The organism is Pseudoalteromonas sp. APC 3495, from assembly GCF_030407645.1.
GTDB lineage: Bacteria > Pseudomonadota > Gammaproteobacteria > Enterobacterales > Alteromonadaceae > Pseudoalteromonas > Pseudoalteromonas tetraodonis.
Map to the genome: position 1 here is coordinate 105,645 of NZ_JASDDA010000006.1, position 20,995 is coordinate 126,639.

General features: G+C 38.3%; 16 protein-coding genes. 10 read left to right on the top strand and 6 right to left on the bottom strand.

Features of this window, described 5'->3' with window-relative positions:
- Positions 1-167: 167 nt before the first annotated feature.
- The gene (locus QL984_RS04115) at positions 168-977 is read left to right on the top strand and encodes a thioesterase family protein (RefSeq protein ID WP_008464384.1); all 810 of its coding nucleotides are present in this window, start codon (positions 168-170) and stop codon (positions 975-977) included.
- Here QL984_RS04115 and QL984_RS04120 read toward each other — a convergent pair whose 3' ends face one another.
- The gene (locus tag QL984_RS04120; RefSeq protein WP_058155936.1) at positions 978-1,748 is read right to left on the bottom strand and encodes a transporter substrate-binding domain-containing protein; all 771 of its coding nucleotides are present in this window, start codon (positions 1,746-1,748) and stop codon (positions 978-980) included. It abuts the gene before it with no gap.
- Between the two features lie 193 nt (positions 1,749-1,941).
- Between QL984_RS04120 and QL984_RS04125 the strand changes: the two genes are divergently transcribed.
- From QL984_RS04125 to QL984_RS04135, 3 genes are read left to right on the top strand one after another with little or no spacing between them, the layout of a single operon-like run.
- On the top strand, positions 1,942-3,111 hold the full coding sequence (locus QL984_RS04125; RefSeq protein WP_232311379.1) for a paraquat-inducible protein A: 1,170 nt from the start codon (positions 1,942-1,944) through the stop codon (positions 3,109-3,111).
- Positions 3,104-4,759 (top strand): intermembrane transport protein PqiB, encoded by a 1,656-nt coding sequence (pqiB, locus tag QL984_RS04130; RefSeq protein ID WP_058155932.1) that lies wholly within the window; start codon positions 3,104-3,106, stop codon positions 4,757-4,759. Before QL984_RS04125 ends, pqiB begins: the two co-directional genes overlap by 8 nt.
- On the top strand, positions 4,759-5,367 hold the full coding sequence (locus tag QL984_RS04135; protein WP_028834116.1) for a PqiC family protein: 609 nt from the start codon (positions 4,759-4,761) through the stop codon (positions 5,365-5,367). Before pqiB ends, QL984_RS04135 begins: the two co-directional genes overlap by 1 nt.
- On the opposite strand, the gene QL984_RS04140 is transcribed toward QL984_RS04135, so the two are convergent.
- Positions 5,364-5,879: a GNAT family N-acetyltransferase gene (locus QL984_RS04140; RefSeq protein ID WP_128583024.1), complete on the bottom strand. Its 516-nt coding sequence runs from the start codon at positions 5,877-5,879 to the stop codon at positions 5,364-5,366. The genes QL984_RS04135 and QL984_RS04140 overlap by 4 nt on opposite strands.
- 301 nt (positions 5,880-6,180) lie before the next feature.
- Here QL984_RS04140 and QL984_RS04145 point away from each other — a divergent pair, with 301 nt between their 5' ends.
- The gene (locus QL984_RS04145) at positions 6,181-7,563 is read left to right on the top strand and encodes a Na+/H+ antiporter NhaC family protein (protein WP_008112356.1); all 1,383 of its coding nucleotides are present in this window, start codon (positions 6,181-6,183) and stop codon (positions 7,561-7,563) included.
- A gap of 102 nt (positions 7,564-7,665) precedes the next feature.
- On the opposite strand, the gene QL984_RS04150 is transcribed toward QL984_RS04145, so the two are convergent.
- Positions 7,666-10,548 carry an insulinase family protein gene (locus QL984_RS04150; protein ID WP_128583025.1) on the bottom strand — a complete coding sequence of 961 codons (2,883 nt, stop codon included), beginning with the start codon at positions 10,546-10,548 and terminating at the stop codon, positions 7,666-7,668.
- 154 nt (positions 10,549-10,702) lie between these two features.
- Between QL984_RS04150 and QL984_RS04155 the strand changes: the two genes are divergently transcribed.
- Complete coding sequence (locus tag QL984_RS04155) at positions 10,703-11,119, top strand: MAPEG family protein (protein WP_290171995.1); 417 nt, start codon at positions 10,703-10,705, stop codon at positions 11,117-11,119.
- Positions 11,120-11,429: 310 nt separating this feature from the next.
- Here the strand turns inward: QL984_RS04155 and QL984_RS04165 are convergent, their stop codons facing one another.
- Positions 11,430-12,173 (bottom strand): peptidylprolyl isomerase, encoded by a 744-nt coding sequence (locus QL984_RS04165; protein WP_128583026.1) that lies wholly within the window; start codon positions 12,171-12,173, stop codon positions 11,430-11,432.
- A 295-nt stretch (positions 12,174-12,468) separates the two neighbouring features.
- On the opposite strand from QL984_RS04165, the gene QL984_RS04170 reads away from it, so the two are divergent.
- Together QL984_RS04170 and ushA are read left to right on the top strand one after the other, a co-directional pair.
- Entirely contained in the window at positions 12,469-12,663 is a 195-nt protein-coding gene (locus QL984_RS04170) for a hypothetical protein (RefSeq protein ID WP_013463154.1), read from the top strand.
- A 75-nt stretch (positions 12,664-12,738) separates the two neighbouring features.
- Positions 12,739-14,358 carry a bifunctional UDP-sugar hydrolase/5'-nucleotidase UshA gene (gene ushA, locus QL984_RS04175; RefSeq protein ID WP_290171996.1) on the top strand — a complete coding sequence of 540 codons (1,620 nt, stop codon included), beginning with the start codon at positions 12,739-12,741 and terminating at the stop codon, positions 14,356-14,358.
- 169 nt (positions 14,359-14,527) lie between these two features.
- On the opposite strand, the gene QL984_RS04180 is transcribed toward ushA, so the two are convergent.
- Both QL984_RS04180 and QL984_RS04185 read right to left on the bottom strand, forming a co-directional pair.
- Positions 14,528-15,475 carry a hypothetical protein gene (locus QL984_RS04180; protein ID WP_058155920.1) on the bottom strand — a complete coding sequence of 316 codons (948 nt, stop codon included), beginning with the start codon at positions 15,473-15,475 and terminating at the stop codon, positions 14,528-14,530.
- On the bottom strand, positions 15,475-16,344 hold the full coding sequence (locus tag QL984_RS04185) for a hypothetical protein (protein WP_290171997.1): 870 nt from the start codon (positions 16,342-16,344) through the stop codon (positions 15,475-15,477). The genes QL984_RS04180 and QL984_RS04185 overlap by 1 nt, the downstream gene beginning before the upstream one ends.
- Before the next feature lie 236 nt (positions 16,345-16,580).
- On the opposite strand from QL984_RS04185, the gene QL984_RS04190 reads away from it, so the two are divergent.
- Positions 16,581-17,435 (top strand): S1/P1 nuclease, encoded by an 855-nt coding sequence (locus QL984_RS04190; protein ID WP_290171998.1) that lies wholly within the window; start codon positions 16,581-16,583, stop codon positions 17,433-17,435.
- Between the two features lie 43 nt (positions 17,436-17,478).
- Positions 17,479-20,685 (top strand): TonB-dependent receptor, encoded by a 3,207-nt coding sequence (locus QL984_RS04195; protein ID WP_090493230.1) that lies wholly within the window; start codon positions 17,479-17,481, stop codon positions 20,683-20,685.
- The last annotated feature ends 310 nt before the right edge of the window (positions 20,686-20,995 follow it).

Here is a 20,995-nt window from a genome sequence, read left to right on the forward strand (position 1 = left end):
AACTGTAAAAATGAAAAAAAACGCATTTTTTTTAATTTATTTACTAAATAACCCTAAAAAGAGTAGGGATTGCTCATTTTTTGTAATTTGGGAGCTTATTTATTGTCTGGTCTGATGAGTTTGGGTGTGATATAAATTTAGCAAATAACAGCAAAAGGACATTATTTGTGCACTTTGAACAATTATTAAAACAAGCAGCCCAAGCGAGTCAGGAAACTGACCCGTTAACCAATACCATGCAGTTTCCTGCTAACTGGTGCCAAGGTCGTACTGCTTTTGGTGGCCTCTCTGCTGCGCTACTTTATCAAGCAATGCGCAATAAAGTTGATTCATCAAGAAGACTGCTTTCTTTAAGTACAAACTTTGTAGGGCCATTATTGGCTGAAAAACCGTTTTCTTTATCGGTAGAAATATTACGTGAAGGTAAAAGCAGTACCCAAGTGCTCGCCAAAGCGATTCAAGATGATGCGGTGTGTGTCATCGTGCAGGCCTGTTTTGCAAAAAATCGTAACTCATCAATTAATGTGCCGGTATCAAAGTCGTTAACCTTACACCCTGTAAACGAAGGCCATTGTTTAGGCTTTGTACCTGGGAAAATGCCAGAATTTTTTCAGCATGTTGATTTATGCCCGCAACAAGGCGCCATGCCGTTTAGTAGTGCGCAAACCTCTCACCTTGGTGGTTGGATGCGATTTAAACACACGCCTGAAGAAATTACAGAAGCTCATGTTATTGCTCTTACTGACGCATGGCCGCCAACATTACTACAAATGTTTAAGCAACCTGCACCGGCTAGTAGCATGTCGTGGTATTTAGAATTTGTACAAGCGCCTAATTTAGTGCCAGGTGAATGGTTGGGTTTTGAAGCAATCACTCATCATTCAAAAGATGGCTATGGCTTAGAAGATGGCTGTATTTGGTCGCAATCCGGTGAGCTTATTGCGCTCACCCGTCAAACTGTTGCTTTATTTGATTAATTAAAAACGAGTGAAGTCGCGCTGGGTATATTGCTTATCTAAGTTAAGCATTATGGTGCGATATTCACCGCTTTGAATTATATTTGCTAAGCCTTTGTCAAACTGCTGTCTCAGCAAATCATTGTTAAAATACGCAGGCCTTGCCGCAGGTGGAAAAATAGCATGAATAACAAAATCTTTAGTGGTATTGGTTTTTTGATATTCCTTTAAGTAGTGAAGAAATATACGTCTATCGAGAATAATCGTATCAACCCACCCTGCCATTAAATGATGTATCTGCGCTTGTTGATTGAATACTTCTTCATAGCCTCTCAAGTTTTCCAAGTTATGACCAAATTCTTTGGGTAAATAAGCAGGCGCATTTTGAAATGCTAAAACACTTTTAGTCGCCAGATCGTAAATACTATTAATAGTGAAGTTACTCTTTTTAAGACTCACCACCACATTCTCATAACTAACAACCGATTGGCTTCGATATATGCCAGCAATTAAAATACCCGAGTAATTTAAAGCAATATCTACATGGCCTTGGTTCAATAAAGCATCTGCACGCTGATTTGACATGTAATGTACATCAACCTCATTTATGTCTTGATTGTTAAGTGCTGCCTTTACAATCTCGAGCTGAATACCTGAATCATTTTCACTTATTACATAAGGCGCAACAGTAGGGTTAGCCGCAATAATGACTCGTTGCTGCTTATTATCATTAACAAATGCAAAACTATCACCACATAAACACACTAAGGCCAATAAAAATACAACTTTCACTCTTTCACCTAATCCGTTTTTATTTTCAGTTATTGGGTTTACTTTTCTTTAGTAATTTAGCCGCAGCGTTTGTATTTAACTATTATTTATAGCAATATTTAAATTATTGAATTAATTATAAGCTAACATTTTGCAAACTGCCTGCCCAAGCTGTGATCTTATCATTGATATTCCCGAGATTAATGCCAAACAAGTGGCATTGTGCCCACGCTGTAGCCATAAAGTCCGCGGTATTAATATAAACCATGACACTGAAATAGTCGCACTGAGTTTAAGCGCATTATTAATGTTGCTCAGCAGTATGTTTTATCCATTTATCTCTTTTAGTAGTAATGGTATTACCCAAACTATTACCCTGCCCGACGCAGCACGGATTTTATTTAACTATGATAGTGACCTACTCGGCCTATTTATTGATATCAGCATTATTATTTTACCTATGAGTTTGCTGATTATTTTGATCCCTTTGCATTTAGGCGCACTCAAAGCACTGCCGCAAGCAGTTGCAAGAAGACTATTAAAATTCACTTTAACGCTAGAGCCTTGGATCATGTCAGAAATATTTCTGATTGGTGTTTTAGTTAGCATGGTAAAAATAATGTCATTGGCTGAGGTTAGCTTTGGTATCAGTTTTTTTGCTTATGTGGGATTTGTTATTTTTTATGTTAGTGCATTGACGCGTTTAAATCGTGCTAGGCTGTGGTCACAAGTAAGCCCTGCCACTACACTTCAAAATACTTCAAACGCTGAGCGGGCTATTGATGAGAATATAAAAGCCTGCCATGTTTGCCATCAACTAAGCGTTGAATCAATCTGCCCTCGTTGCCACAGTAAAACGTATTTAAGAAACCCCTACAGCGTACAAAAAGCGGCTGCATGGTTAGTTACTTCTCTGATTTGTTATATTCCTGCGAATTTGCTCCCCATTATGTACACTATTAGCCTAGGGGATGAAACACCTGCAACCCTTATTTCGGGTGTTATTACGTTATGGAATAGTGGATCGTATCCTATTGCAATTATTATATTTTTTGCCAGTGTGGTGGTACCGTTAGCCAAAGCGCTTATTTTGAGCTTTTTGTGTTTTATGGTTACAAAACCCGCTAACCTGCATACAAAAGGTTACACAAAAGTGTATCAACTTACTGAATTTATAGGTAAATGGTCTATGATTGATGTGTTTGTTGTGGCTATATTAGTTGCACTGGTGCAGCTAGGAAATTTAATGTCGGTTACACCCGGTTTGGGCATCGTCTTTTTTACCGTTATGGTATTATGCCAAATGATGGCGGCACACGCATTTGACCCTCGCCTACTGTGGGACTCACCAAAAATAATAACGCAGAGAATAAAGCATGACTAAAACAGCTAACGTAGCACAAAAATCAAGTATTTCTGCAATTTGGATCATTCCTGTGGTTGCCTTATTTGTTGGTGTTTGGATGCTTTATCAGTATCAATTAAATAAAGGGCAAACAATCTACATCACTATGCCCCAAGCAGAGGGGATTATTGCTGGTAAAACAGAAATAAAAGTGCGAAGTGTTAAAATAGGTCAAATTGATCACGTCCGCCTTTCTGACAGCCAAGACAGTGTAATTGCCCGAGCACAAATAGATAAAAACTATGATAATTTACTCACCGAAGATGCCAGTATTTGGGTAGTAAAGCCACGCATTGATGAAACTGGGATCAGTGGTATGAGTACCCTACTTTCAGGGGTTTATTTAGAGTTTTCACCGGGAGAAAGTAACCGACTTAAAAAGCGCTTTACCCTGCAAGAAGAGCCCGCATTAATTGGTAAACATGTTCAAGGTGGACGCTTTAAGTTACTCAGTTACAATGCTGAGGTACTTGATGTGAGTACTGGTATATTTTTTAAAAACTACAAAATAGGCCAAATAGAAACCGCCACCTTTGATTGGAAAAACCAAGCAATGCAATACGGTATTTTTATTAAAGCCCCCTATGAGAACCTGATCACTTTAAACTCTATTTTTTGGGTTAACTCAGGTATTGAGATAGATCTTTCTGCTGATGGCATAAATATTAATACCGGTTCACTAAGCAAATTATTAAAAGGCGGTATTTCTGTTGGCTTACCTGATCAGCAAGCCCCTGGCGATTTAGCACAAGATGGTCATAGCTTTTCTTTGAGTCAAAGTTATAAGCAAGCTTTAGAAGAGCGTTTTTATGATTTTGATTATTACCTTATTGAATTCGAACAATCGATTAGAGGACTCCGTGTTGGTGCGCCAGTTGAGTATAGAGGTACTCGCGTAGGCACAGTGGTTGAAGCGCCCGCCAATGTAATTATAGATGGAAAACCGGCTCATTTTCGCGCTAAAAATACCGCAGTTCCGGTATTGATAAAAGTAGAATATGGTCGTTTATACCATATCACCTCGGTAGCAAAAGAGTATTGGGAAACAAGCGTTAACGAGTGGATTGAAAATGGCATGAGAGCGTCACTTAAACCGGGTAATTTGCTAACCGGTGCAGTTTACGTCGATTTTGACTTTTATACCGACACCCCAAAAAGCGAGCTTAAAAAACTTGCTCAATACGATGTGTTTCCTAGTGTATCGAGCGGTATAACGGTGCTTGCCGATCAAGTATCGGATGTACTTAATAAAGTGAATAATTTAAAAATTGAAGACAGTTTAGCCAAAATGCAAACTACGTTTAGCGAGTATCAAGCTCTGGCCAGTGAGATGCGCACATTATTAAATAAGCCCGATACACAAAATTTACCTGGCGACTTTAATCGTAATCTCGAAAAAATAACCAAAAGTATGGAACAATTTGAAATAACCATGCGCCAGTTTGATAAAACCATGGCAAGCTATCAAGCAGGCTCTCAAATGCACTATCAACTTGAGCAAACACTGCTACAAATTAAACGTTTAACAGAAGAGTTTCAGCCTCTTACCCGTGGCTTAAACGAGCAACCTAATATGCTCATTTTTGACAAATCACTACCTAACGATCCACAACCGAGGAAGCAATAATGAAGGCACTATTTTTACTTTTAACGGGTGTGATCTTTATCAGTGGTTGCAGCTCTGCTATTCAAACAACAATTCAGTATTACCAATTTGAGCAGCCCATTAATGACTCTTCGCGAAATGTGCAAGATACACAGGCACAACTGCGCGTGCAAACAGTCACCCTAAGAGGCGCATTGAATAATCGGGGTATTGCTATGAAAGTAGATAGTAATCAAATCCATGCTGCTAATTATCATCTATGGGGTGAGTCGCCAGATGTTATGCTCAGTGCCAGCGCGCAGCAAACATTATTTAATACCATGACAAACTGGATGGTTATTAAAGGCTTACCCGTTATTACTGACCAACAGCAACAAACATTTTACGAATTAGAATACGAACTACACCACTTTAACGGTGATCTGCAAGGTAATGCAGATATTTCAGGGCTATGGCGTTTATACTACACTCACCCAGAATCGGGTAGGCGTTTACTAAGCATCCATAATTTTTCATCTGTTATGCCAATCGATGATGATGGCTATGATTCATTGGTGGCTACTCTTGAAAAAATGTGGCAACAAATCAACATCCTTGCGGCAAAAGAAATTGAAAAAGCGCGAATTTAATTTCGCTCTGTATTAAGTAAATATACGTCTACCGCAATGTTAGTGCTTTCTATGATCACTTGACCTTGGGTTTTAAAACCGAGCTTTTGTAATACATTTTTTGATGCACGGTTATCACAGCGGGCGATCGCCGTAACCTGGTTAATCCCCAAGTTTTGTCTATGGTTTAGCAAGGTATTTGCCGCCTCAAAAATATAGCCCTTTTTTTCAAAACCGTCTTTTAGCGCAAACCCTAAATCGGGATATTGCAGAACAGCTCGCTGATAAAACCCAACAATACCAACTAGTGTTTCATCATGTAATGCGATTATATAAGGCCCAAAGCCATGCTGCTTATGGGCAGATATAAAACTGTCTTTGATGTATTTTTTAGCGTCGTCTAAAGTATAAATACCTTTATCACCAATGTATTTGGTGAAATTAGCCTGATTAACCAACTTAAATAACTCTGCCGCATCTGCTATTTGTGCGAAGCGAATGTGTAAGCGCTCTGTAGTAAAAGCAATATTCAAAATAACTCCTAATAAATTTTTAACGACCCGATATTTTTTATTGACTGAAATAAAAAAGAAGATTATTTTTGCGCCGATGTTTTTAAAGGCACAACAATAGCGGCATGCATTCCTTGCGCCGTCTGGCGCCAAAGCCAACGCGTTTCACTAAAACTATTAATTTAACATAATTTTTTAAGTGCCCTCCACGCGTGCAAAAGCAGTGACTTGGAAAATGATTTAACAACAAACTTATCATCTTCTTTGTTTTTGTATAAGCAGTTTACTTTTTAAATCTGCTTTTAATTTTGTGATCTTATAAATGCTTGAACCTTCTGCGTTAACTCTACTGCCGCCTGCGGTAGTGGTTGTATTGGCTGTTGTTTTACGCCGCCCTATTTTATCGTTACTGATTGGTGCATTAGTTGGCCTTGTTTTAGCTGACCCTAGCAAAGTTCTCTCAAATTTTGCCAGCACATCACTCAAAGTAATGACTGATGAAACCATTGGTTGGTTAATACTTGTGTGTGGCGGCTTTGGTGCGCTTATTGCCTTATTAGTGCGCACTGGAGGGGCTTCTGCGTTTGGTAGTTTGGCTTTAAAGTACACCCGAGGTAAACGATCCTCCTTATTTATGACCTTTTGTTTGGGTGTCGTGATATTTATTGACGATTATTTAAACGCGCTTACCGTGGGTGAAACCATGAAGCGGATCACCGACAAATTTAAAGTGAGTCGTGAAATGCTCGCTTACGTTGTTGATTCAACGGCAGCGCCTATTTGTGTACTCGTCCCTTTGTCAACGTGGGCTGTATTTTTTGGTGGCCTGTTAGTGGATAACGGCATTGCAGAAGAAGGCAAAGGCATTGCCGTTTATATTCAAGCCATTCCGTACATGTTTTATGCCTGGTTTGCGGTGTTGACTGTGGTGCTGGTTATTGCCGGCGTGATCCCTACTTTTGGCCCCATGAAAAAAGCCGAGCAACAGGCGCTAACTCACGCTCCTACTTTAGAGCCTGCGATTTATACTCAAGTACAAACTGCCGATGAATATGCAGTAAAAGCAGCGGAGGAACACTTTGAAGATGCGGATCCTAAAGGTAAGTTATATAACTTTTTGTTGCCGATTATTTTATTAGTCGCATTTACCGTATATTTTGAAATAGATGTGTACAAAGGTCTATTAGCGACAATGGCTGTCACTTTGCCATTTTATGCGTTACAAAAATTAATGAGCTTTAGCGAAATGATTGAGCGTATGCTGGATGGTTTTAAAAGTATGATCCCCGCAATTGGAACCGTGATTGCCGCCTTTATTTTTAAAGATGTATGCGATTTAATTGGCTTGCCACAATTTGTGATTGGCAGCTTAAGCCCGTATATGACCGCTGGCTATTTACCTGCGGTGGTATTTATTGCGATGTCGATATTAGCGTTTGCGACGGGTTCAAGTTGGGGGATTTTTGCGGTTTCAATTCCTATTGTCATGCCCCTTGCGACGGCGGTTGATGCAAATATTCCATTGGTGATTGGCGCATTACTTTCAGCGTCTTCATTTGGTAGCCAAGCCTGTTTTTACTCTGATTCAACCGTACTAGCAGCACAAGGCTCTGGCTGTAATTTGATCAGTCATGCTGTAACGCAATTACCTTATACCTTAATTGCTGCAGGCTTTGCCATAATTGGCTTTTTACTTATGGCCTAACATGGCAATGGTAGCCATTTTACTAAAACCATAATTAACGCCGTTAAAACAAAACCCAGTCAACAATGGCTGGGTTTTGTTTAGTTTTTGAGTAATTTCAACTTACTTTTGCAATTTTATATCGCTGTAGTAAGCATCTAAACTCGTCACTTTAGTTTGGTTTGGCAAATCAGCGAACTCGCTATCACTAAACTTACTGCCACGTAATTGCACATTTAAGCGGGCTGCTTGTGGATTTAACATGGTTTGCTGGTAGTAGTCTTTAATATCAGCAAGGGTGACCTTTTCTACTTCTGCAATTAGCTTTTGTTTTGAATCAAAATCAAAGTTTTCACGGTACCAATCGTTAATCAATGGACTCATTTCGTCACTTAAATTCTTTGGCTGTTCTTTTAACGAGACCAACGTTGCATTTTTAAGCTGTGCAAATGTCTCTTCACTCATGGCATTAAGCTCAGAAGCATACTCTTTTTTGAACTTATCAAAGCGTACTTGAATTTCTTTTGGCCCTTTAACCGGCGTTTGAATAAACAATCCAATACCAGAGTAATCCTCAATAGGACGCGCTAATGCCCCTACCGCATAAGCTAGTTGTTCTTCGGTACGCATTTTGTCAAACGCGATTGTTCTAAAGTGTCCTTGTAAAACCGCCGCCTGCGCTTTTTGTTTGTAACCTGGCGTTGGGTGAATGGTCATATCGACAACGGCTACATCGGCTACATCAATATCTTTGTGTAATACGCGCGCTTCACCTAGTTGTGGTAACCAAGCTTTACTGCGGGCAAACTCAGATTTTGTATGATTATTTGGTAAAATAGCCGTTAATTCAGCAGCAATGGCATCAATATCTTTTTGGTTATAGTTACCATAGCTAAATACGCGTAAGTTATTATTCGCTAAGGTGCTTTGTTTTAAGGCTTGTAAATCAGCGAGTGTCAGTGATTGAGCTGCCTTAATAAGCGCGTCAGTATCAAAACTACCGGTTCGAGTCAGTTTTGAATATTCACTAAACGCTTGTGCATACGGGAACTGTTTTTGCTGATTGAGTAAATCACGTTGATAACGGTCAATCGCTTGGTTAAATGCTTGCGCTGAAATTTTATCGTCAAATCCAGCTAACGCTTGTTTAAGTAAGGTATCTTGTTTATCGGTAAAACCACTTAATGATAAAACTAAACCATTGCTTGAGCTTAAATTAACATTCATACCGGCAATAGCCGCTTCGGTTCGTAGCTGACTTAATTGAGTGTTATATAAATCTGCCCACACAGAATAAAGGACGGTTGAGTTAATATCACGCAACCCTGTTTGTGTGTTGATATACACCTCAACTAAACCTTTGGGTTGCTCTGCAAACTGCTGGCTTGCTTGGCGCCAAATTTTTACACCGTTTTTATCATAGCTAAGTTCTGGGTGTTTTTGCTCTTTAAAAGCCTGCGTTTTAATTGCAAAACTCTCTGGCAGTAAGTTGTTAACACTTGGTAAGGCTAAATTAAATTCACTTGGTTTTTCCCAGCTGGCAATTTCTGCGTCGCTAATATCACTAATTCGGTATTTACCATCATAAAAATGTAATTGTGAATCAGTGTCTTCTTGTTGAGAAATATACCAAACACGTAAGGTGTCTGCGTTAAGTTGTTTTAGTACATTATTAACCGCATCAGCATCAAACTTAGCGTAGTAGTATGGTGCGTTTATCGCATGATTTAACGGATAATCTTGCATGCTTTGAGTCAGCGCACTGACGTAGTTAAACTCATCGCCTTTTTCTAAAAATTTAAACTGGTTATTCAAAGAGGTACGAATTTCATTAAAGTACTTACTATTAACACCTTCACGTTTAATTAAATCAATATATTGCATAATAGTCGCAACAATGGCTTCGCGGTTTTTCATGCCCTCATCAGTCAGCTCTATGTTCACATTTAAAGAGCCATAGTTACCATATTGATTTGGTGAAGCAGATGCTGATAACTGCGATACCCAGCCTTTATCACGTAATATTTGTGCTGGGCTACCTGGCATTTCATTGCTAAGTAAATAGGCAACAAAACGATTAGGTTTTACTGCAAATTCAGTTTGATTATTAGTGATTGTAAAGTCGAGCTGTAATTGTTTAACGTCTTCGTTTGGCGAGTAAAAAACACGTTTACCACCGGCATTATCAAAATCTAGCTTGGCTGATACTTTTGGCTTTTCAATATTTTTATTTTTAATATCAGCGAAGTATTTTTCTGCTTTTTTCTGCATTTCTTCAAGCGGTAAATTAGAAATTAACGCCACTTTCATAATATTTGATGAATAATATTTATTATAAAAATCAACAGTTTCTTTGTGTAATGAACTATCAGCTTTATCGCCTAACGTTTCAAGGTTACCAATTAAGAATCGATTAGCTGGGTGTTCACCCATCATTTTACGTGCAAGTTTAAATTGGCCAAAAAAGTCCATTTCACGACGCATTGACCACTCAGCATTCACTGCGTTTTTTTCTTTTTCTGTGTATTCTGGGTAAAGCTTAGGGGCTTTAAAAAAGTCTGAAAAGCGGTCTAAGCCTTCATCAAACGCATCGTTATTAATTTTAAACATGTAGTTTGTAATATCGAGCCACGTATAGGCATTATGCGCTCCGCCGTTTTTAGTCATAAAATCGGAGTACCCTTTAGTGTCAGGGTAGCGCTCAGTGCCTAAAAACAACATATGTTCTAAATAATGCGCCATACCTTGCTGGCTCATTGGGTCGTGCAGCAGGCCGACGCCGACACTCAATGAAGCAGCCGATTTTTCTGCGCTTGGATCAGAAACTAAAATCACTTCAATATCATTGGCAAGTGTTAGTGTTTTGTATTCACGATTATCGTTAGGGCTTACAACAAGCGTTGGTGATAAAAGTGATGTTTGTGATGATTGAGTAAGTGTGGCGGTATTCGAACAACCGCTTAATATTGCCAGTGCAATTGCACTTAAGCCGATGATGTGTTTCATTTTAGTTATATCCATTGCTGTTAAATATGGGCTTAGTGTTATAAAAAAGACTAAATCACTTATAAACTACCATTATCAATTAATACTATGCTACTAATTAGTACTTAATTGTGTAACACATTGTGAATAGTTAATATAAATAATAAGGTAAGTTATGGAAAAGATAATAATAGCCATGTTCGTTCAGGTAACACTTTCATTAGTTGTGATGGTAATAATGGGAAAACGACGTTTTGCGGCGGCTAAAAACAAACACATACAGTTAAGTGACTTTGCTGCTATGCGACTTGATAATGCGGGCGATCATGTCAGAGTCGCTGATCGTAATTTTAGCAATCAATTTGAAATACCTGTGCTTTTTTATGCGGGATGTTTGCTTGCTTTACAGCTTAATATGGCGAGTGTCCCTATTGCAGTCTTGGCGTGTATATTTGTAGCGACACGCATTATTCATAGCCTCATTCACCTTGGTAGTAATCATTTAAGAGCCCGTTTTAGAGTATTTTTGCTAGGCTGCTTAGCTGTGTTTGTAATGTGGGTAATGTTACTGGTGAGCGTACTTTACAACTAGGGTCTGATGACCTTTCAAGGTTAAATTTGCAGCAGTCTGTTTGGTATTTAGGCAAGGCAGAGCCTATGTGGTGTGGTTATTCCCCATAAATAGGCGATAACGCAGCATCAATGCCAAACAGGCGGTGCCCTTCGGGTTCTGCCTAGGGGCGGTTTACTCTTTGTTGCTCGGTTTTTACTTAGCCCACTAGGTTACAAACCTCGCGCCGCGATTAAACCGCCCCTAGTTTGAACAAATTGTAATCCGCAAAGATCAACAGACCCTAACTAAAAAAACGGCGGCTATGATAAGTCGCCGTTATTTTTATGGCTTATTTAGTGCGTTTTAACCTAGGTGCTACAAGCAATAGTGCGCCTAATAACCATGCCATACTGCCACTAGAGTCTGAACTTTGTGGTGGTGTCACTTCTACGTTATCAATTAATGTATTCTCTTTAGGTGTTAAATTTTGTGCTGAATTAGGATCGTCATCAAGCACAACCACCGTTTGTATTGATACTAAGTTTTGATTACTAATAACCACATTTTCATCTGAACATTGCTCTTTAGTAATACCAACCAATGGTACCTCTGCACAATGAACTAAGGCCGCTATTTTATCTAAAGTTTCTTGGCTTTGTGCTGTTATTTGTCCGAAAACGGTAAACCCACCATTTTGTAAATCTAAGTTTTGGCTGTTATCACTCATATTAAAAAACCATTGGCTAGTGGCGCTGTTTTCGTTGCCGCCCTGCTTTGCCATGGCAATTGTGCCTTTTACATTTGAGTAAACAGGTTCGTTAATAACCGCTGGCTTGGTTGTAATGGGATCCATTTTGTCAGAAAAAGTAAAACCTCCTCCTTGAATGACAAACTTATCAACAGAGCGGTGTATTACTGTTTGTTTATACGCTGCATCATTAACATAACTTAGGAAGTTTTCTACTGTTTTAGGTGTTTGTTGATCAAACAAGTTAATTTCTATCGTTCCTTGGCTCGTTTGCATTTCGACTATGGTTGCTGCGCTTGAAAAGCTCGCTGCAGTTAAAATTGACGCTAAGATAAGCTTCTTCATTATTATTCCTATTTTTTATTGTCATTAGGCGTCATAGAGTAGTGTTATTCATTTTATAAATCGATACATAAGCACTTAACGCTACAATTCATATCAAAGTAATTACACTGCAGTTACAACTGTTTACATTTTAATTTTAAACACGTGATGGAGAGTTAATTGTCTGAGTGCCTTGGTGTACATCACGGTGACTCTTTTTTAATTAACTTTAAGCCTAGCAAGGTACTTAAAAAGCCCCTTATCAATCACTCTTTTTTTGTTATTATCAGCCTACACAGTGATAGGAGTAAATATAATGGCAAACAACACGACTATTTGTGACTTTGGGCTACACCAAGGTGAACCATACACCCAGCTTCCCGTCAGCTTTTTGAAATGGATGATTGATGTAAATCATCAAAAATCTCAATACGCACATGATGAGCTCGCACGCAGAAAACGGGTTGTAGAGCAGCAACGTGAAGTCTCATTGGCTGAAAAATATGAATAAGTGCGTTTTTTTAACCTCGAACTAGTTTAAACTAGCCGCCTACTATACTGAGTTTTGTTAATCGATAGGTATTTTATGCGTACTCTTGTTTTTCTCATTTTATTTCTTGGTTTATATGGCTGTGCCAGTGACTCAGTCAATAAACCTGCAGCACACTATTTAACTGTTCTTCATACCAATGATAATCATGGTCGCTTTTGGCATAATGAAAAAGGCGAATATGGTATGGCTGCGCGTAAAACCCTAATCGACCAGCTAAGAGCCGATGCAAAAGCACAAGGGCATCAGGTGTTATTATTATCAGGTGGCGATATTAATACCGGTATTCCTGAATCAGACCTGCAATTTGCTGAGCCCGATTTCAAAGGCATGTCGAAAATTGGCTATGACGCAATGGCATTAGGTAATCATGAGTTTGATAATCCATTAAGTGTATTAAGACAGCAACAGCAATGGGCTAATTTCCCTCTTTTATCGGCTAATATCTTTGATAAACAAACTAACGAAACTATTTTTGAACGTTATAAAATATTCAACAAAGGCGGCTTAACCATTGCCGTAATTGGGTTAACAACGACAGACACCGCTAAAATTGGTAACCCGCAATACATTGGTCACTTAGATTTTAAAGATCCGGTTGAAATAACCGCCTCACTTACCCAAACATTAAAAGCAAAATACAATCCCGATATTACTATTGCGGTAACGCACATGGGGCATTATGTAGATGCCAATTATGGAATAAATGCCCCAGGTGATGTTACGCTTGCCCGCTCTTTAGATAAAAATACACTGGATATGATCATTGGTGGCCATTCCCAAGAGCCAGTGTGTATGGCTGCAGAAAATGTCACAGATGAGAATTTTAAGCCAGGTTTAGCCTGTAAACCTGATCGACAAAATGGAACCTGGATAATGCAAGCCCATGAATGGGGTAAGTATGTGGGTAAAGCGGAGTTTAAATTAGAAAACGGTCAATTATCACTGCTAAGTTATCAATTATTGCCCGTTAATTTATACGTAGATAAAAAGCAAAAAGACGGTAGCGTAAAATCCGTACTTGCTGCAAATTACATTAAACCAGATCCAGCGCTACAAACCTTTTTAGCGGCGTACCAACAAAAAGGGGCAAAACAAATTGAGGGTAAAATTGGCTTTGTGAATGACAGACTCGAGGGTGATCGTAACAAAGTACGCTTTGAGCAAACTAACCTTGCTCGCGTTATTATTCAAGCGCAAATGAATACCGTAGGTGCCGATTTTGGCATTATCAGTGGTGGCGGTGTTCGCGATAGCATCAATGCGGGTGACGTGAGTTATAAAGACATACTCAAAGTACAGCCTTTTAAAAACCGTGTCGCTTATATCGATTTCAAAGGCAATGATATTTTAACCTATTTAAATGTCGTGACGCGTTTCCCACCAGACTCTGGAGCCTACATGCAATACCACAACTTAGCCTTTGAGCTTAAAGAGGATCAAGTAACTAACGTGTTCATCGCCGGCAAGCCGCTTGATATAAACAAAACATACCGCATGAGTATTAATGAATATAATGCTTCTGGTGGCGATAGTTACCCTAAAATTACTCACATGAAAGGATTCGTAAGCACCGATGAAACGGACTCTCAGGCATTAAAACGATTTTTTGCAGAGCACAGCCCTGTTGATGCACATGAGTTTGCACCTAAATAGTAATCTGTATTGAACAGTGATGAGTGTCATTGATATATAATGACACTCATAATTCAGGTTTATGTTATCACCAAGCCAATTTAAGCGCACTTCAACCCACAAACCTCTCACACTCTATTTAAGTTGGTAGCTCTCTTAACCAGAGTTAAGATTAAGTAGCAAAGCACGATTACTTTCCTATTATTTCTATATTTCCTTGACCCACATTTGCTAACCCATAACTGTGCATTCGTGAGCGTGAGCCCTCTCCAAATGCTTTCGGTGGGTAGTATAATCCCTTTTGTTCAGGGCAATCATTTAACACATCATCCAGTGACGCACGAATTTCACTCAATGTTTTCTCTAGACTGTTATTAAAGTTTGGACGTTTTCTTACTGTATGACCAAGCTCAACTAAACGATAGAAATATTTATTGGCAAGCTCTATCAATTCCTCGGGTACATTCTTGTTATGATTAAGCTTGATCTCTGGATTGTTAGTGCAATATTCCACAAGCGCTAAATAAAAACATAACGGTTTGTTTGCCAAAGCTACTTGGTGCTCCAAAGAAACGCTACTCGATAATGTTTTACTTTTTAAATCAATAATCAGGGTTAATGGTTTTGACTCTGTAGTATTTGATTCTGCGTGAACAACCTGTTTTTCATCACTTTTTTTAATATAGGCTAATTTTATTAGGTATGTTAGTAATATGCTAAGAATAAAAAGCATCCCATAAATAGCTACCACATCACCCGTAAAATACGGCTGTCTCAAAGAGAAAACGATGAACACCACACCATTATTACTATTTAACTCTCGAATAAACTCTGTGTAAGTTTTTAAAGAAGCATCAAATTCATGCTGTGGCGTTATAGCTACAACCTCAATACCGGTACTATCAATAAAGGTGTTTAAGGTTTGAATATAATTAAGTAAAGCTGCTTTATTACCTGAGTGTTTAAGCAGCTCATTAGATAAATCTAACAAAGGTAAGTCTAAAGCGATTCGTTTTTCTATTTGTATTATTTGTAATTTATTTACTTGCTGTTGTTTTTGCATTGTCGAAATATAAAAAACAGACGAGAAAACCAAGAATAAAAAAATTGTGCATATTATCCATATTAACCTATTCATTACGATTCCCCTATAAAGGTAACGGGGTAACTGTTGCACTGCCAATATGGCTCAACATCTTGATAATATTGAAACGATTGTTCTTTAGACATACTCAATAAGTGAGACTGTACAGCACAGAGTAAATCAGTATTGTTATGCTGCATTTTTAAGTACCAACGGGTGCCTGCCACATTACTACTAATAGGCGTAATATAATTTTTTGAAAAACGCTGACTGTCACTTTCTCTCCAAAAAGAGGCAATAAGGTCTACTTCCCCGTTCGCCAATAATTCTCTCAACTCATTGTGTGAACTCGCATAGGTTATTTTTAGCTGAGCAATGTTTAGGCCTAGCTCTTTAAAGGCTTGTTTGGGTAAAATGTGTCCTGAGCGACTCGTTGGATAATCTAACAGACCGATTTTTTTATCTAAAAAATATTGTTTGCTGATCTTAGGTTTTTCTTTTGAAGAGATAAAAAATGCAGTGTAATCAGAAAAGCCAACCACAGGCTGATAGTTGTAAGTAGATTCAGCCTTAAACGCATCCATAATATTATTTTTCGCTAAAATTAAATCTGCAATACCTTTACCTACAAACTCTAAGCTATCAACGGTTCTATATCCCCAATAGCCAATGACAGAGCCATACTGCTTTGCCACAACTTTATCATCACACAAGTTTTTAGTAAGTAATTGAGCAACGTATTTTGAGGGGGTAAATACTATAAGTTGACTCTTATTAGCCGTTGCCGTTGTTTGACATGTCGTTGATGTCTCTATTATTACTGGAAACGTTATATCTTCTTCGCCCACAATAACTTGACCTGAAAACCAACTTAGCAACACAGCCAGAAACATAAATGTAACAATTGCTGTTTTATGCAACATTAACTTCTTAATATTCAAAAAACACCCGTTTAAATTAGAGTAATAGCTCATTTGAACAATTTTAATTACTTATTACAACAGGTAATTTTACCTGTCAAACCCAAGCAATTGAATAAAAACAATTTTAAACAAGAAAATATGAATTTTATTGAGTCCTTTCTATCAACTAAAAAAATGAGGACAATTGACCTTATCAGCGTTTACAAAATAAATGTCACACTAACTAGGATGCTTCAATGTACAAAAATGTAAAATATTCGCTTTCTTTAACACTTCTAATTAGTGCAATATTTGCAAGCACAGATTGTAATGCTTGGGGCCAAAACGGGCATCGTGTAGTGGGTAAAATTGCAGAGTCGCACATAAGCGAAACTACTAAGGCTGCACTTATCCCCTATCTCAACGGCGAATCTTTAGCTCAGATTTCAACATGGCCTGACGAAATGCGATCTGCACCAGGTGACTTTTGGCAAAAAAAATCATCTCGTTGGCATTACATTAATGCTGATGACAACGCGACCTTTAGTTTTGACCACGACCACACCAAACACAAAGAATCAGTAACAAACATATTAGAAGGCATTCACTACTCTATCCGCGTGTTGAAAGATGATAAATCAAGCCTTGCGGCCAAACAGTTTAGCTTGCGTTTTTTGGTGCATTTAGTGGGTGACAGCCATCAACCATTTCATGCAGGAAGAGCAGAAGATAGAGGCGGCAATCGCGTTAAGGTTTCTTTTTTTAACCAACAAACCAATCTTCATAGCTTATGGGATACCAAGTTAGTAGAAAACGAAAACTTATCTTTTACTGAATACGCTCAGTTTATAAATACCAACAACAGCGAGCTAATTAGTGAATATTTACAAAGTACACCAACAAGCTGGCTTGAAGAGTCGCACAACTTAGCCCTAAAAATATATGAATCAACAGAAGAACAGATTAGCTACGACTATATCTACAACAACACCCCTATTGTGAAAACACGCTTGCAACAAGCGGGAATTCGCTTGGCTGGATTGTTAAATACATTATTTGATCCTACTAACACGCAATCAAAAATGGCCTTAACACAGCAAACACAAAAATAAATTTAGTTTCTTACTTAAATCATCTACATGGGAAATCAACATTATGACTAAGCTTCGCCTTTCGAAATTAACTGGGGCTGTAATTCTAGCTCTAGGAGTTTCAACAAGCGCTATGGCTGCTGACACTTCATCTGCAATGCGTGGTAAAATAACCACACCTTCAGGTGCGAGCGCTGCAAACGTTAAAATTAAGGTTGTTCATCAACCAACTGGCACAATTAGTGAACTAACGACCAATGAAAGTGGTACTTTCATTGCGAATGGTTTGCGTGTTGGTGGACCTTACACTGTGATCATCGACTCTGATACGTTTAACGATACCACCGTTGAAAACATCTTTTTAAACCTTGGCGAAACTTACAGATTAACATCGCAATTAGCGCCGCTAAACATTGAAAAGATTGAAGTCTCTGGTTATAAAATTGTACAACAGTCAGGTGGCTCTAGTAGTACGTTTGGCGAAGATACTATCAATAATATGCCTAGCTTTAACCGTGACATTAAAGATATCGCACGTTTAAATCCGCTTGCGAGTATTAATGGCAGTGGTGAGCTAACTTTTGCTGGTAGCAATCCACGTACGAATGGTTTAACCGTAGATGGTATTGGCCAAAATGATGACTTTGGTTTAAGTTACGGCGGCTACCCGACTTCACAGCCTCCAGTAGCCCTTGATGCAATTGAGCAAATATCTGTTGATGTTTCTCCATTCTCTGCCTCTAAAGGTAACTTTGGTGGTGGTACTATTAACGCGGTAACTAAGTCAGGTACTAACGAACTTAAGTTTTCTGGTTTTTACGAAACATCAACACCTGATATTGCAGGCGATGTAGACAGCATATCTCAAGTGTTTGCTGATAACCGCCCAGTTTTAGATGACGATGGTCACCGCACATATATTGTTGAACAAGTAGAACCTAACCAAACTGAAAAACGCTACGGTTTTAATGTTGGCGGCCCGATTATTGACGATACCTTATTTTACTTTGTTAACTACAATAAATGGTCAAGCGAACTAGATTTAGACTATGGTTTCGAAGGTTCAGGTGCAACTAACGAATACGATGTGAGTGAAGAAAGCTATAACCGTTTCCTTAATATTCTAAATAACGAATACGGTTTAACCGATTCTCTTGGTGGCGATCCTAAAGACACCAACGAAACATTACTTGTAAAGCTAAGCTGGAACATTGCCGATGATCATCGTTTAGATTTTACCTATCAGTGGCAAGATGACAAAGATGAAACAAACTTTGGTACTGGTGGCACATCAGTTCAGTTTGCATCAAGTCGTTATACCTACGCAACCAAGTTTAATAACTTTGCTACCAAGCTATATTCAGATTGGAATGAAGACTTTTCAACTGAAATCGGTATTGCATACAAAGATGTATCATCGAGAAGTTTAACAAATTCTGATATTGGTAGCGTTAAAGTTGAAGAATACTTCCGCGGGCCTTCTTATAACTTTGGTACCGATGAGTTTCGCCATGCAAATAGCTCAGCAACAGAAAATTTAACACTTTCTCTTGATGCCACTTATTTAATGGACGAGCATGAAATTAACTTTGGTATGCAATATGAGTCGTTAAACTTATACAACCTTTTTGCAGCTAACTCTCTCGGTTCATGGGAATTTGATAACTTTAATGGTTTCGAAAATCGTGAAGTAGGTAACTACAAAGGAAAGTACGATTTTAGCTACAGCAATGCCTTTACAAATAACCCTAATGACACTGCTTACGACGCAACCCGTAATCAATTAGCACTTTACATTGAAGATACTTTTTATGTTGGTGATGATTTAGAAGTAACGGCAGGTGTTCGTTATGAGCGTTTATCTTCTGATGATAAACCAACACTCAACGAAAACTTTTTAAACACCTATGGCTTTAGCAATCAAGAAAACCTCGATGGGTTAGATATTATTCTACCGCGTATTGGCTTTAAGTATTACGCTACAGAAGCATTAACAGTTAACGGTGGTGTAGGTCGTTTCCAAGGTGGTATCCCTAACGTTTGGTACAATAACTCATTCCAAAACGATGGCATTACTTTTGTAGATGCACCTCAAAGTGCTATTAACGATTATTATGCTAATAATCAAGCTGATATCACTCAAGTACCAGATGCCATAAAAGGCTCTTTAGTTCAAGGTGCAGGTAGCACTAACTATGTTGACCCAAACTTTGAACTACCGTCAAGTATTCGTGCACAACTTGGATTTGAGTACGACTTTGATTCTGAATTACTAGGTGAAGGCTTTAAATGGCAAGCAGAAATTGCTTATCACAAAAAAGAAAACGAAGCTGTGTGGCATAACACCGCCATTAAACCTGTAGGTGTAGCGGCCGACGGCGAGCGTATCATCTATGAAAGTATTTACAGCGGTGATTTAGCTGATAACTTTGATATAGCAATGACTAACTCAACTGATGATGGTCGTTCTGTTATTATTACAACAGCACTAGCTAAAGAGTGGGAAAATGGCCTTTATATTTCAGCAAGCTATGCACATCAAGATGTAACAGAAGCGTCTTCAGGTTCTTCATCACGTGCACAAAGCAACTATCAGTACAATATCACTAAGAGCCGAAATGAAGACTTTGCTGCCCGTGGTGCATATGAAGTAGAGCATAGCTTTAAAGTTAATTTAGCTTATAACACTGAGTTCTTCAGTGGCTATGCCACAAGATTTAATGTGTATTTTGAACGTCGATCTGGTCGTCCATTTAGCTATACTATGGGTATGTATCAAGATAGTGATTTAGGTGATACGCGTGACTTTTATTCAAGCTCAGCTTATTTAGCGTATATTCCAACTGGTGCAGATGATGCAAACGTAAACTGGGATGAATCAGGGCTATCATGGAGTGAACTTGAGACACTACTTAATAGAGCGGGTATTTCTGAGCGAGGTCAAATCTTAGACCGTAACTCAGGCACGCAACCATGGGTTACCACTATGGATATTAGCGTTAAACAAGAGATCCCAGGTTTTGCAAAAGGTCATAGCGGTGAGGTTTACTTTATGATTGATAACTTTGCCAACTTATTAAACAGTGACTGGGGCGTAGAAAAGCGCTTAGGTTTCTCTGACCAAGCAGTTTACGACTTTGGCGGCTTAGACGATCAAGGTCGTTATATAATTGATAGCAGATTTAATGGCGCTGATGTTCGTAACTATAGCCAATATCAAACTAGCTCATCAGCTTGGCAAGCTAAAATTGGTGTTAGCTATAAGTTTTAATACATAGCCTGTACATCAAAAACTCGTAAAATTAAAAAAGCCATTACATGAATGTAATGGCTTTTTTTATGGAAAAAATCACTTTTCATCTGTTTGTCATAAAAACTACTTACTATTTGAACGGTAAAATATTGAAACATAGATAAAATGCTAAATTTCATAAATAAAGTGTTTTATAATAAAAAAATTACAGTTGTATTTTATTTGTAACAAACAAATGAGGTACACTATGTAAGTATTTTGGGTTAAGTGTATTTTGCGGTCGCTTAATCCAAAATTAAAATAAAAAAGCTATTAAAAGTTTATTTAA

Bases quoted from the DNA above. Each gene is read 5' to 3' on its own strand.
- pqiB (WP_058155932.1), top strand. From the start codon at position 3,104: ATGACTAAAACAGCTAACGTAGCACAAAAATCAAGTATTTCTGCAATT.
- QL984_RS04135 (WP_028834116.1), top strand. From the start codon at position 4,759: ATGAAGGCACTATTTTTACTTTTAACGGGTGTGATCTTTATCAGTGGT.
- QL984_RS04145 (WP_008112356.1), top strand. From the start codon at position 6,181: ATGCTTGAACCTTCTGCGTTAACTCTACTGCCGCCTGCGGTAGTGGTT.
- QL984_RS04150 (WP_128583025.1), bottom strand. From the start codon at position 10,548: ATGAAACACATCATCGGCTTAAGTGCAATTGCACTGGCAATATTAAGC.
- QL984_RS04155 (WP_290171995.1), top strand. From the start codon at position 10,703: ATGGAAAAGATAATAATAGCCATGTTCGTTCAGGTAACACTTTCATTA.
- QL984_RS04165 (WP_128583026.1), bottom strand. From the start codon at position 12,173: ATGAAGAAGCTTATCTTAGCGTCAATTTTAACTGCAGCGAGCTTTTCA.
- QL984_RS04170 (WP_013463154.1), top strand. From the start codon at position 12,469: ATGGCAAACAACACGACTATTTGTGACTTTGGGCTACACCAAGGTGAA.
- ushA (WP_290171996.1), top strand. From the start codon at position 12,739: ATGCGTACTCTTGTTTTTCTCATTTTATTTCTTGGTTTATATGGCTGT.
- QL984_RS04180 (WP_058155920.1), bottom strand. From the start codon at position 15,475: ATGAATAGGTTAATATGGATAATATGCACAATTTTTTTATTCTTGGTT.
- QL984_RS04185 (WP_290171997.1), bottom strand. From the start codon at position 16,344: ATGTTGCATAAAACAGCAATTGTTACATTTATGTTTCTGGCTGTGTTG.
- QL984_RS04190 (WP_290171998.1), top strand. From the start codon at position 16,581: ATGTACAAAAATGTAAAATATTCGCTTTCTTTAACACTTCTAATTAGT.
- QL984_RS04195 (WP_090493230.1), top strand. From the start codon at position 17,479: ATGACTAAGCTTCGCCTTTCGAAATTAACTGGGGCTGTAATTCTAGCT.